This window comes from Neobacillus phoenicis (genome assembly GCF_047302305.1).
GTDB lineage: Bacteria > Bacillota > Bacilli > Bacillales > Cytobacillaceae > Neobacillus.
The window spans coordinates 4,193,463-4,206,951 of the sequence record NZ_CP154847.1 but is presented as its reverse complement, the minus strand read 5'-3'; the positions used below and the strand labels follow the sequence as shown (position 1 = coordinate 4,206,951).

Annotated in this window: 13 protein-coding genes, 1 pseudogene and 1 other annotated feature; all 14 genes and pseudogenes read left to right on the top strand. The window is 38.3% G+C overall.

Annotated features, from left to right (window positions below):
* Positions 1-114: 114 nt before the first annotated feature.
* The 14 genes and pseudogenes from ftsA (at position 115) to AA0X95_RS21485 (ending at position 13,450) form a co-directional block, all read left to right on the top strand.
* A complete protein-coding gene (gene ftsA, locus AA0X95_RS21550; RefSeq protein WP_413301442.1) occupies positions 115-1,419 on the top strand; it encodes a cell division protein FtsA in 1,305 nt (434 codons plus the stop codon).
* Between the two features lie 42 nt (positions 1,420-1,461).
* Entirely contained in the window at positions 1,462-2,595 is a 1,134-nt protein-coding gene (gene ftsZ, locus AA0X95_RS21545) for a cell division protein FtsZ (protein WP_413301440.1), read from the top strand.
* A 353-nt stretch (positions 2,596-2,948) separates the two neighbouring features.
* Positions 2,949-3,887, top strand: coding sequence for a sigma-E processing peptidase SpoIIGA (gene spoIIGA / locus AA0X95_RS21540; RefSeq protein WP_413301438.1), 939 nt, complete (start codon positions 2,949-2,951; stop codon positions 3,885-3,887).
* Between the two features lie 44 nt (positions 3,888-3,931).
* On the top strand, positions 3,932-4,651 hold the full coding sequence (sigE, locus tag AA0X95_RS21535) for an RNA polymerase sporulation sigma factor SigE (RefSeq protein WP_413301436.1): 720 nt from the start codon (positions 3,932-3,934) through the stop codon (positions 4,649-4,651).
* 339 nt (positions 4,652-4,990) lie between these two features.
* Entirely contained in the window at positions 4,991-5,770 is a 780-nt protein-coding gene (gene sigG, locus AA0X95_RS21530; protein WP_040204876.1) for an RNA polymerase sporulation sigma factor SigG, read from the top strand.
* Positions 5,771-5,866: 96 nt separating this feature from the next.
* Entirely contained in the window at positions 5,867-6,136 is a 270-nt protein-coding gene (locus AA0X95_RS21525) for a YlmC/YmxH family sporulation protein (protein ID WP_413301434.1), read from the top strand.
* A gap of 69 nt (positions 6,137-6,205) precedes the next feature.
* Positions 6,206-7,035 (top strand): annotated as a pseudogene (gene pgeF, locus AA0X95_RS21520) (peptidoglycan editing factor PgeF).
* Positions 7,032-7,709: a YggS family pyridoxal phosphate-dependent enzyme gene (locus AA0X95_RS21515; protein WP_413301432.1), complete on the top strand. Its 678-nt coding sequence runs from the start codon at positions 7,032-7,034 to the stop codon at positions 7,707-7,709. Before pgeF ends, AA0X95_RS21515 begins: the two are co-directional and overlap by 4 nt.
* 12 nt (positions 7,710-7,721) lie before the next feature.
* The gene (locus tag AA0X95_RS21510; RefSeq protein ID WP_413301430.1) at positions 7,722-8,189 is read left to right on the top strand and encodes a cell division protein SepF; all 468 of its coding nucleotides are present in this window, start codon (positions 7,722-7,724) and stop codon (positions 8,187-8,189) included.
* Between the two features lie 6 nt (positions 8,190-8,195).
* Positions 8,196-8,459: a YggT family protein gene (locus tag AA0X95_RS21505; RefSeq protein WP_413301428.1), complete on the top strand. Its 264-nt coding sequence runs from the start codon at positions 8,196-8,198 to the stop codon at positions 8,457-8,459.
* 30 nt (positions 8,460-8,489) lie between these two features.
* A complete protein-coding gene (locus AA0X95_RS21500; RefSeq protein ID WP_413301426.1) occupies positions 8,490-9,263 on the top strand; it encodes an RNA-binding protein in 774 nt (257 codons plus the stop codon).
* Between the two features lie 85 nt (positions 9,264-9,348).
* Positions 9,349-9,864, top strand: a complete 516-nt coding sequence (locus AA0X95_RS21495) for a DivIVA domain-containing protein (protein WP_413301424.1) — start codon at positions 9,349-9,351, stop codon at positions 9,862-9,864.
* A 48-nt stretch (positions 9,865-9,912) separates the two neighbouring features.
* Positions 9,913-10,152, top strand: a binding site (T-box leader).
* Between the two features lie 75 nt (positions 10,153-10,227).
* Entirely contained in the window at positions 10,228-12,999 is a 2,772-nt protein-coding gene (ileS, locus tag AA0X95_RS21490) for an isoleucine--tRNA ligase (RefSeq protein ID WP_413301422.1), read from the top strand.
* A gap of 154 nt (positions 13,000-13,153) precedes the next feature.
* The gene (locus AA0X95_RS21485; RefSeq protein WP_413301420.1) at positions 13,154-13,450 is read left to right on the top strand and encodes a hypothetical protein; all 297 of its coding nucleotides are present in this window, start codon (positions 13,154-13,156) and stop codon (positions 13,448-13,450) included.
* Positions 13,451-13,489: the final 39 nt, after the last annotated feature.

The window sequence follows — 13,489 nt, the reverse complement described above, 5'->3', positions numbered from 1 at the left end:
AGGGAAATATGTAGTTGTGACGAATAATTTTATAAGATATTACTATGAGAATCTATTAATGAACAAAATTGAATTGTTGTTCTACCCAAGGAGATTAAAAGGAGGTGCCAAAGAATGAACAGCAATGAAATATATGTAAGTCTTGACATCGGTACATCCAGTGTAAAAGTTATCATTGGTGAAATGGTCAATGACTCGGGCAAAGACTCGTTAAATATAATTGGTGTTGGCAATGTGAAATCTGAAGGGTTACGTAAGGGATCTATTGTTGACATGGACGATACCGTTCATTCTATTAAGCGGGCGATTGAGCAGGCAGAAAGAATGATTGGCATGGAAATTAGAGAAGTAGTAGTTGGAATTTCAGGTCATAATGTAATGCTTCAACACTGTCATGGGATTGTCGCTGTATCCAGCCAAAACCGAGAAATTACGAATGAAGATGTCATTCGTGTCATTGAAGCTTCACATGTGGGATCCATTCCACCTGAAAGAGAGAACATTGGTGTAATTCGAAAACAATTTATTTTAGATGGTAAAGATGAAATTAACGACCCGCGTGGAATGATTGGTGTTCGTCTTGAAATGGATGGCACACTTATTACCGGTTCTAAATCAATCATCATAAATACTTTACGCTGCGTAGAAAGAGCAGGTCTTGAGATTGTAGATATTATTCTCCAGCCATTAGCTGCGGGAGATTATGCATTATCCAAAGATGAAAAGAATCTAGGTGTTGCCCTCATCGATATTGGCGGAGGTTCTACTACAATCGCTGTGTTCGAGGAAGGTTTTTTAAAGGCAACAAGTGTTATACCTGTCGGCGGTGACTTATTAACTAACGATCTTTCCAAAGTCCTTCATACTTCAACAGAGGATGCAGAAAAAATTAAGGTTAAATATGGACATGCCTTCTATGATAATGCATCTGAAGATGAGTTTTTCAGTGTTCCTATTATCGGAAGTGATCAGCATCAACAATTTAACCAACTCTATGTATCTGAAATTATTGAAGCTAGAATGGAAGAAATATTTGAACTGATTGTCAATGAACTAAAACGTTTAGGTGTTACCGAGTTGCCAGGTGGTTTTGTATTAACAGGTGGAACAGCAAAAATGCAAGGGGTATTGGAACTCGCACAGGATATGTTCCAAAATCCAGTCCGTCTTGCGGTACCAGACTATATTGGTGTAAGAGAACCTCAATATACAACGGCGGTTGGTTTGATAAAATATGCTTACAAGAATGGTAGATTACCAGGTGGAAACATCAGTGGTACGGGAACATCTGTGGTAGCTGAACCAATCGAAAAAAGAGCACCAAAACAACAACATCAACCTAAAGCAAAAGTAGAAAAACATCCGGAAGATAAGATGTCATCAAAAGTAAAAAAATTCCTTGGTTACTTTTTCGAATAAACATCCTCGAAAAAGAAAATCGGCGAATTAGGAGGATTTGTCATGTTAGAATTTGATACAAATTTAGATTCTCTTGCAACAATAAAAGTTATCGGAGTTGGCGGCGGAGGAAATAACGCCGTAAACCGAATGATTGAGCATGGCGTTCAAGGTGTAGAATTTATCGCAGTAAACACTGATGCACAAGCGTTAAACCTTTCCAAAGCGGAAGTGAAAATGCAGATTGGTGCGAAATTGACGCGTGGTCTTGGAGCAGGGGCCAATCCTGAGGTTGGTAAAAAGGCTGCAGAAGAAAGTAAGGAACAATTAGAGGAAGCACTTAGAGGTGCTGATATGGTGTTTGTTACCGCTGGTATGGGTGGCGGTACCGGTACGGGTGCAGCACCGGTTATTGCACAAATTGCTCGTGATCTTGGTGCGTTAACAGTGGGTGTTGTTACACGTCCGTTTACTTTTGAAGGTAAAAAGCGTTCCAACCAGGCTTCTGGTGGAATTGGTGCAATGAAAGAAGCGGTAGATACATTAATCGTCATTCCAAATGACCGCCTTCTTGAAATTGTTGATAAAAGCACTCCAATGCTTGAAGCTTTCCGCGAAGCAGATAATGTTCTTCGTCAAGGGGTTCAAGGTATTTCTGATTTGATCGCTGTGCCAGGACTAATCAATTTAGACTTTGCTGACGTAAAGACGATTATGTCAAATAAAGGCTCTGCCTTAATGGGTATTGGTGTTTCTGCAGGAGAAAATCGTGCAGCAGAGGCAGCAAAGAAAGCAATCAGCTCACCATTATTAGAAACCTCTATTGATGGGGCTCAGGGTGTTCTAATGAATATCACTGGAGGAACTAACCTAAGTCTTTATGAGGTACAAGAGGCTGCTGATATTGTTGCAACAGCATCTGACCAAGAAGTGAATATGATTTTCGGTTCAGTAATTAATGAAAACCTAAAAGATGAGATTATTGTAACCGTCATTGCCACTGGTTTTAACGAAGAAGTTTCACAACCAAAAGTAACTCGTCCATCCTTTGGACAAGCTAAACCTGCGGTAGGAACTGTTAAGAGAGAGCACAAACGTGAAGAAGCTCCACAAGAACCAGTTCGTAATACGAATGTAGCCCAAGAGGAAACATTAGATATTCCAACTTTCCTAAGAAACCGCAACCGTAAAAGATAATCTGAAGCGTGAGCACTTTATTAAACTAAAGGCTGTTTAAAAGTCACTGTTGACTGGAGCGTAAGCGACGAGGAGGCTCCCCGGCACGCCCGCGGAAAGCGAAGTACCTGGAGCGGAAATCAACATCCAAGTTTAACACAGCCAAACTATAAAAGCATGGTCCATTTTTTGGATCATGCTTTTTTTATTAAGGTAATCAAGCTTACAATGTGACAAAATCCGTAGGGAATAGTGGAAATTTCTGTTTTTTTGATTACAGAAAGTGACACACTTCAGCCATACAAGTACGTTATACTTTTTCGTAAACAGATAGATTACTCACCTTTTGATAGCTAAAAAAGGAGGAAGCTTTGTTGACTGTTTATTTAGATGTTATTTGGGCTCTTAATTTGTTCTTTGACAGTCTTCTCCTTTACTTAACTGCTATATTTCTGAAACGAAGAATACGTCTTTGGAGGATACTTGCTGGAGGATTTATTGGTTCGTTGATTATTTTATTGTCGTTTACACCGTTAAATGTCTATTCAGGGCATCCAATTTCTAAATTGATTTGTTCCGTTTTTATGGTGTTAATAGCATTTGGATACAAGCGAATGAAATTTTTCCTTAAGGCATTAATGACTCTTTATGTTTCTACGTTTTTAATTGGTGGGGCCTTAACAGGAGCCCATTATTTTATTCAATATGATCCTGAATTAACAACGAAGGTGCTGATGTCGAGTGTAAAGGGTTTTGGTGATCCCGTAAGTTGGCTTTTTGTTCTAATAGGTTTTCCAATCGCCTGGCACTTCTCTAAGAAGAATGTTGAGAGTATGGAAATGACCAAAATTCAATATGATCAAATAGTCAATGTAAGGTTGAAAATCGAGAACATCAGCTTAGTTTTTAAAGGATTAGTGGATAGTGGAAATCAATTGTATGATCCACTATCCAAGCTTCCAGTTATGTTTGTATCAATAAAAAATCAACTAGAAGCCCTTCCTGAACCAATTAGAAAAATAACTCTCGATCCTGAACAACTCATCATGGGTAATGAGGAGTTTCCTGGCGAATGGCAAAATCGAATGCGAATTATCCCTTTTAGTGTAGTTGGACAAGAGCATCAGCTTATTGTTGCTCTTAAACCCGATTCCATCCTATTCGAACAAAATGGTGCGCACTATTCTTGTGAGAAAGGACTTGTATCTTTTACCACACAGCAGCTATCTCCTGATGATGCGTTTCAGTGTATTGTTCACCCAAAAATGCTGGCAGGTGTAAAACAGTCCGAGGAATCAGTGAAAGTAAGTTAATATTACTATACTCAGAAAAACATATTTTAGAAGGAGGAACATGCATGAAAAAATGGAGACTTCGCTTATCCTACTACTGGTATAAAATCTTAATGAAATTGGGCCTAAAAACGGATGAAGTTTTTTATATTGGCGGAAGCGAAGCATTGCCGCCTCCTTTAAGTAAAGATGAAGAAGAGATGTTATTAAGTAAACTTCCTGGTGGAGATAAGGCTGCGAGATCTATGCTAATTGAGAGGAATCTCCGTCTAGTTGTGTATATCGCAAGGAAGTTTGAAAATACTGGAATAAATATCGAAGACCTAATTAGTATCGGAACGATTGGTTTAATTAAAGCGGTTAATACCTTTAACCCAGAGAAAAAGATTAAACTTGCTACATATGCTTCAAGATGTATTGAAAATGAAATACTTATGTATTTACGTAGAAATAATAAAATCCGGTCTGAAGTATCCTTTGATGAGCCATTAAACATTGATTGGGACGGTAATGAATTATTACTATCTGATGTTCTTGGGACAGATGAAGACATTATTACGAAGGATTTAGAAGCGAATGTAGATAGAAAATTGCTTACTAAAGCATTACACCAGCTTTCCGATAGGGAAAAGCAAATTATGGAGCTGCGTTTCGGACTAACAAACGGTGAAGAAAAAACCCAAAAAGATGTTGCAGATATGCTAGGAATTTCGCAATCCTATATTTCGCGATTGGAAAAGAGAATTATTAAACGATTGAGAAAAGAATTCAATAAAATGGTTTAAGAATAAAAGGCGGAAGCGCCTCGTTCAGCCCCGACAGGCAAATGTTCTTCGGCGAGAAAAGTCCGCCTTTTGACTTTTTTTGCCGAAGGTTATTTGACCCGAGGGGCTAGGCGCTGGAGCTGGATTCAGACAACTAGTTCAGTTATCCACACTAATACTAATTTATTATTTCCTAAACAAAAATAAAATTTTTTCAAGTTAAAAAACCCTAGAATTTCCTGTTAAAATTGCAATTTTCGACAAGTATGCACATGTCCGGGCTCATGGACATGTGCATATTTTTCCTTCTCAAGGAGATACTGTTTTTTGTACAGCAGCTCCTGTGAGGAGGGAAAAGGATTGACTCGAAATAAAGTTGAAATTTGCGGTGTAGATACATCTAAACTTCCTGTGTTAAAGAACGAAGAAATGAGAATACTCTTCAAGCAAATGCAAGAGGGCGATATTAGCGCCAGAGAAAAGCTTGTTAACGGAAACTTACGTCTCGTATTAAGTGTTATTCAACGGTTTAATAACCGTGGCGAGTTTGTTGACGACTTGTTTCAGGTTGGCTGTATTGGACTAATGAAATCCATTGATAACTTTGATTTAGGTCAAAACGTAAAGTTTTCCACTTATGCCGTACCAATGATCATTGGGGAAATACGAAGGTACTTACGTGATAATAACCCAATTCGTGTATCTCGTTCCTTAAGAGACATTGCCTATAAGGCACTTCAGGTTAGGGAACGATTAATGAGCGAAACCTCACGTGAACCAACTGCTGAAGAAATTGCAAAGGTCTTGGAAGTACCACATGAAGAAATTGTATTCGCCTTGGATGCTATTCAAGATCCAGTATCCTTGTTTGAGCCAATCTATAATGATGGCGGCGATCCAATCTATGTAATGGACCAGTTAAGCGATGAAAAAAATAAAGATATTCATTGGATTGAAGAAATAGCCTTAAAAGAAGGTATGCGTCGATTAAATGAACGTGAAAAACTAATTTTACGAAAGCGTTTCTTTCAAGGGAAAACGCAAATGGAAGTTGCTGATGAAATTGGAATCTCTCAAGCGCAGGTTTCACGTTTAGAGAAAGCTGCCATCAGGCAAATGAATAAGAATATTCAAAGTTAAAGCTGTCCCTTGGGGCAGCTTTATTTTTGCTTTTTAAAATAAAATCTTACACATGCTCATATATTCTTTATAGTAATAAAACTGGGAGTGGTGTATGTGGTCAAGATTTCCGAATTCCAGATAAAAGATGTCGTAAATGTATCAGATGGTAAAAGGCTTGGTAATATAGGTGATATTGAGATTAATCTAACGACCGGTAAAATTGAGGCAGTTGTGATTACTGGCAGTGGAAGAGTACTTGGCTTTTTTGGGAAAGATGAAGATATTGTTATTCCATGGAGAAATATTATTAAGGTTGGTCAGGATGTTATTTTGGTCAGATATAAAGGAATAGAAGAGAAAATAGCGGAAGAAACAGAGGTTTGACCTTAGGTTTTTGCGGTGACCAATTTTTCTTTTCATGGTAAACTAAAGAAAAACATTTGAGGTAATGTTATGGAACCCTTTGTTTTAAAAAATCAATCCTTTTTAACAATTGATAGCTGGACTCAACAATTTCCTGAACTGAAAGCGGGAATTACATCGAAACTCGGAGGAACGAGCGGAAGCAATTTCGAATCGCTCAACCTTGGCTTTCATGTGGGTGACGACGTTAACGATGTATGCAAAAATAGACATATTGTAGCTGAACAATTAGAGTTCCCACTAGAAGATTGGGTGGGTGCAGAACAAACTCATGACATTATTCTTAGGAAGATTTATAAAGCGGACCGTGGCAAGGGTTCCAATTCCTATGAACAGTCGTTTAAAGGTACGGATGGTTTTTATACAAATGAAGAGGGAATTCTGTTAACTCTTTGCTTTGCTGACTGTGTCCCTCTTTTTTTATTGCACCAGAACAGAGGATGATTGGCACCGCTCATGCAGGTTGGAAAGGAACAGTTGGAAAAATTGCTAAAGAAATGATTACAGCTTGGGAAAAAGAAGGGATCAAGCCTGAGCAAATTTTTGTAGCAATAGGTCCATCTATTTGTGAAAAATGTTATATTGTAGATGAACGAATTATTAAGCTAGTAGAAAATACACTAGATGGCAGTAGAAGTTTACCCTATAATTTAGTGTCAGAAGGGCAGTTTTCCTTAGATTTACGTGAAGTAAACAGGCAAATCCTTTTGGCATCAGGTGTTCCGGATAGAAATATTCTTCTTACGAGGTATTGCACTAGTTGTAATCAGGAGGAGTTTTTCTCTCACCGCCGTGACCAAGGAAAAACAGGCAGAATGTTAAGCTTTATTGGTTGGAAGGAGACAGCAGATCGTTTATGAGAGTAGCAGATAATTTAATACAAATTAAACAGCAAATAAATGAGGCATGCATAAAAGGAGACCGGAATCCTGCTGATGTAAAATTGATTGCAGTAACTAAATATGTAAGTATAGAACGTGCTCAAGAGGCCATAGAAGCAGGTGTTAATCATTTAGGTGAAAATCGTGATGAAGGACTGCTTGCTAAATGGGAAGTCCTAAAGGACAAGCCTAGCTGGCATTTTATTGGGTCATTGCAAAAGAGAAAAGTAAAAAACATAATTGATAAAGTGGAATATATACATTCCTTAGACAGATTATCTCTAGCAGAAGAAATCAACAAAAGAGCGAAACAAAAGATAAAATGTCTAGTTCAGGTAAATATTTCTGGGGAGGAGTCCAAACACGGACTAACTCCAGAAGAAGCCATTGTTTTTATTGAGTCACTTCGTCCATATGAAAATATCAGTGTCGAAGGTCTAATGACCATGGCCCCATTCACGAAAGAAGAACATGTTATTCGTGATTGTTTTCGCAAACTAAGAGAGCTTCGCGATCAAGTACAAGCTTTACATTTATCTTTTGCACCCTGTACAGAGCTATCTATGGGAATGTCGAATGACTTTGAGATAGCAATTGAAGAGGGAGCAACAATGATTAGAATTGGAACAGCACTTGTGGGTGAAGAAGGTTAGGAGAGACAAAAAATGACGATTAAATCAAAATTAAAAACATTTTTCTTTTTAGATGACGGATATGATGATAACGATGACGAATACGTTGAAAAAGTGGAGCCTAAAATGGAGCCTAAAAAACAAAAGCAGCAACAGGTTGTAAAATCCCAAAATGTGGTTAGCCTGCAAAGTGTTCAAAAAACAATTACTCCTACAAAAGGTTCAAAGGTCATTTTAGTGGAGCCACGTGATTACTCAGAATCCACTGAAATTGCGGATCACTTAAAAAATAGACGTGCAGTTGTAGTTAATTTGCAACGAATAGATAATGAACAAGGCCGACAAATTGTTGATTTCTTGAGTGGAGCTGTGTATGCCATTGGTGGGGACATCCAAAAAATTGGGATGAGTATTTTTTTATGTACCCCTGATAATGTAGAAGTATCAGGGAATATTTCTGACCTTATACAGGATCCAGATAACCAAACTGCGAGGTGGTAATGTAAAATGGACTTAATCTTTCTTTTACTCAAGCGGGTCATTTCAATTTATTCTATGGCATTAATTATTTATATCTTAATGTCGTGGTTTCCAAACGCCCGGGAGACTGCAATTGGAAGATTCTTAGCAAGAATTTGTGAACCATATTTAGAGCCCTTCCGTAGAATTATTCCTCCTATCGGGATGATGGATATCTCACCAATTGTTGCGTTTATCGTTCTAAACCTTGCTACAAGTGGTTTGGATAGGATACATTTCTGGCTTAATTAGGAAAATTTTATTCTAGGTTGTGTTTTATAAATGAACATTTATCAGCATTTTCGTCCAGAAGAACGGGATTTTATTGACCAAGTATTACATTGGAAAGACCAGGTTGAATCACAGTATGCCCCAAAGCTGACAGATTTCCTTGACCCGAGGGAACAACATATTCTGAAACTTTTAATTGGTGAAAATAATGATGTGAAGGTACAGCTTTTTGGTGGAAGTCCTGAAGGTGAGCGGAAAAGAGCATTCATCTACCCAGATTACTTGACGGTTACGGATGAGGATTTTCAAATCTGCCTTTTTGAGGTCCATTACCCTACCAAGTTTGTCACCCTTGAACACAGACAAGTTTTGGGGACACTTATGTCTTTAGGACTTAAGCGGGGAAAATTTGGAGACATTCTCATGAAGGATGGCCAGGTTCAATTTTTTGCTGCGAAAGAAATAAGTACGTATATCCAAAATAATATTGAATCCATTGGCAAGGCTGGAGTAAGATTAGTTGAAACAGCTATCGACAATCAGATTTCAGCGGATAAGTTATGGGAAGAAAATGATCTAACTGTATCTTCTTTGCGACTGGATACGGTTATTTCTGGTATTTATCATTTATCAAGGCAAAAATCGCAAACCTTTATACAACAAGGGCTTGTAAAGGTGAACTGGACACTTACTGAAAATCCTTCCTTTGATTGTGAAGAAGGTGATATGATCTCCGTCCGTGGATATGGCAGGTCGAAAATTATCAGGATTGAGGGAAAGACCAAAAAAGATAAATGGCGAATGATTGTCGGAAAGCAAAAATAATTCAATTTTAAAGCAGGAATTTCGAAAAACATGTCGAATATTTGCTAATACATATAGATGTAGAGATTGTATGGAGGTGGCATCAATGCCGTTAACGCCGTTAGATATTCATAATAAAGAGTTTAATAAAGGGTTTCGCGGATATGACGAAGATGAAGTAAATGAATTTCTTGATCAGGTCATTAAGGACTATGAGTTAGTCCTAAGAGAGAAGAAGGAAATGGAAGAACGCTTAAATGAAATGAAAGATCGTCTAGGCCACTTTGTGAACATAGAAGAAACTTTAAACAAGTCCATTGTTATTGCTCAAGAAGCAGGGGAAGAAGTTAAGCGCAATGCTCAAAAAGAAGCAAAGCTAATCATTAAAGAGGCTGAAAAAAATGCGGATCGAATTGTCAATGAGTCTCTTTCTAAAGCTAGAAAAATTGCGCTTGAAATTGAGGATTTAAAGAAGCAATCAAAGGTTTTCCGTACGCGTTTTAAAATGTTAATTGAGGCGCAGCTTGATATGTTGAATACGGATGATTGGGATCATTTATTAGAGTATGAAGTAGATGCAACAGAATTAAAAATTCATCAAGAAGAAGATTCATTAGCTTGACGGATTCGGATTTATTAGCATATAATTTTTAGATAGTTGTATAGAATGGCAATGACGATGAAAGGGACAGTACAATTTTTCATTGGCTTAAATAGCGAATCGGGGATGGTGTAAGCCCGGTAAGGCTGAAAAATTGGAAGATCACCCTTGAGTTCCGGACCGAACCCCATTTAATTGGGCAGTAGGCTCAGGCGTGTTATTCACGTTACGAATAATTAAGAGGATAGTACGTATCGGTATTATCTATCAGGGTGGTACCGCGGGAATAAAAACCTTCTCGTCCCTATTTTGGGATGAGAGGGTTTTTTTTATTTGTCTATTGGCTATTCTGTTATATGAAGAGGATATCAGGAGGAAGAAAAAATGGAGTATAAAGATACGTTATTAATGCCGCAAACTGAGTTTCCAATGCGGGGTAATCTTCCCCAAAGAGAACCTGAGATTCAGGCAAAATGGGAAGAAATGAAGATCTATGAAATGGTTCAGGAACGAACAAAAGGCCGTCCAATGTTTGTATTACATGATGGCCCTCCATATGCTAATGGCGATATTCATATGGGCCATGCACTTAATAAGATTTTAAAAGATATGATTGTTCGTTATAAATCAATGAGCGGATTTCATGCTCCTTACGTACCTGGCTGGGATACACACGGTCTCCCAATCGAGCAGGCATTAACAAATAAAGGTGTAAAGCGGAAGGAAATGACGGTAGCTGAATTTCGTCAGTTATGTACAGAATATGCGCTTGAGCAGGTTGATAATCAGCGTACACAATTTAAGCGTCTTGGTGTTCGGGGTGATTGGGAAAATCCATATATTACTTTAAAACCTGAATATGAAGCGCAACAAATTAAAGTATTCGGTGAAATGGCGAAAAAAGGCTATATTTACAAAGGTAAAAAGCCAGTTTATTGGTCACCATCTAGTGAATCAGCCTTAGCTGAAGCAGAAATTGAATATCAAGACAAACGTTCAGCATCCATCTACGTCGGTTTTAAGGTGAAGGACGGCAAGGGTGTAATTGATACAGATACGCAAATCATCATTTGGACCACTACACCATGGACGATCCCAGCGAATCTCGGGATTTCCGTTCATCCTGACCTAACCTATGTAATCGTTTCTGCAAATGGAAGTAAGTACCTCGTTGCTGAAGCACTTTTAGAAGCAGTAACAAAAGAAATCGGCTGGGAAGATACTACAGTTGTTCAAAAAGTGAAGGGCGCTGAATTAGAATATATTGTCGCAGCACACCCATTATATGATCGTGATTCGTTAGTGATGTTAGGTGAACACGTAACTACTGATGCAGGTACTGGCTGTGTTCATACCGCTCCTGGACATGGGGAAGATGACTTTTATGTCGGTCAGAAGTATGGATTAGATGTTCTTTGTCCTGTAGATGACAAAGGTGTGTTGACAAGTGAGGCACCAGGGTTTGAAGGCTTATTTTATGATACTGCTAATAAGCCAATTGCACAGGCTTTAGAAGAAGCAGGTGCACTGTTGAAATTATCATTTATTACTCACTCGTATCCACATGATTGGAGAACAAAGAAGCCAGTAATTTTCCGTGCTACTGCTCAATGGTTCGCTTCTATTAAAGACTTCCGTGAGGACTTGTTAGAAGCAGTTAAGGAAACGAAATGGGTTCCTGCTTGGGGAGAGACACGATTGTTTAATATGGTTCGTGACCGTGGCGACTGGTGTATTTCTCGTCAGCGTGTGTGGGGCGTACCAATTCCTGTTTTCTATGCTGAAAATGGTGAAGAGATTATTACTGATGAAACGATTAACCATGTATCTGAATTATTCCGTGCAAATGGGTCTAATATTTGGTTTGAAAAAGAAGCTAACGAGTTGCTTCCTGAAGGCTTTACCCATCCTGGAAGCCCAAATGGAATCTTTACTAAAGAAACTGATATTATGGATGTTTGGTTTGATTCTGGTTCTTCCCATCAAGCGGTTCTTCTAGAAAGAGAAGATTTAGTCCGCCCAGCAGACCTTTACTTAGAAGGATCTGACCAATATCGCGGCTGGTTTAACTCATCCCTATCCACTGCAGTTGCTGTAACTGGCAAAGCTCCATATAAAGGAGTCTTGAGCCATGGTTTCGCACTTGATGGTGAAGGTAGAAAAATGAGTAAATCCTTAGGTAATGTGGTTGTCCCAGCGAAGGTTATGAATCAGTTAGGAGCAGATATTTTACGACTTTGGGTTGCCTCTGTTGATTATCAGGCAGATGTTCGTGTGTCCGATGCAATTCTTAAACAGGTTGCTGAGGTATATCGTAAAATCCGTAATACCTTCCGTTTCTTACTTGGAAACTTAGCTGATTTTAATCCATCAACAGATGCTGTTGTCTACGAAAACCTGCGTGAAGTTGACCAATTTATGCTTGTAAAATTAAATAAGCTAATTAAATATGTTCGCCACGCTTATGAAAACTATGAGTTTGCCGGTATTTATCACGCGGTAAATAATTTCTGTACTTTAGACTTAAGTGCATTCTACTTAGACTTTGCAAAGGATGTACTTTATATTGAAGCAGCAGATAACCTTGAACGCAGAGCCATTCAAACGGTATTATACGAGTCACTGCTTGCGCTAACAAAATTAGTATCACCTATTCTTTCTCATACGGCAGATGAAGTGTGGAAATTCATCCCTTCAGTCCAAGAAGAAAGTGTTCAATTGACCGATCTTCCAGAGTATAAGGAACATGCGGGTGCGAAAGCTTTAGAAGAAAAATGGACTGCATTTATGAAGCTTCGTGATGATGTCTTAAAAGCACTTGAAGAGGCTAGAAATCAAAAAGTAATTGGTAAGTCATTAACAGCAAAAATCACATTATATGTTAATGACAAATCAAAGGCTTTGTTAGATTCAATTGAAGAAAACATGAAGCAATTGTTTATTGTTTCTGGTTTTGAAGTGGCTGGATCTTACGAGGAAGCCCCTGAAAATGCACTTAAGCTCGAGGGAGCAGCTATTGTTGTAACAAAAGCCGAGGGAGAAACATGTGAACGCTGCTGGATTGTAACACCTGAAGTAGGTCAGAATCCAGAGCATAAGACCCTTTGCCCACGATGCGCAGAAGTAGTAAAAGAAAACTATACACACTTAGCTTAATAAAAAGTGAAGGCCCTATGCAAAACGCATAGGGTCTTGTAATATTTAAATTTTCCCTTTTTCGTTAATTGTTGTTGCGGTTGTCAAATGTTTTCCGGGGTCATTTGTAGGTTGACGGAAATAATAAAACAAATGAGTCACGGAGGTAACAACTATGAATGCCACGCAGGAAAAGCTGTTTTTAGAACTCCGTCAAACAAGAAAAGAAATCGAGCAGTCACTAAGGAAAAAGAAAAGACAGGAGTGGCTAACATCCATCCTAGAAGAAGAACTAGCTGACATTAACACAGCTATTCATAAGTTTGAAGCAGGAAATTTTGGTCATTGTGAAATTTCAGGCGAACTAATTCCTGATGATTTGTTAGCTATGATACCTACACTCAAGTCGCTGGAGGATTCAGAATATTTGCAAACGTATTATAAAAAAACGATTTCAACCTCTTTTTTATAACGTTACATTGTCGTTTCGCGAAAAAGTATGCTAAAATGC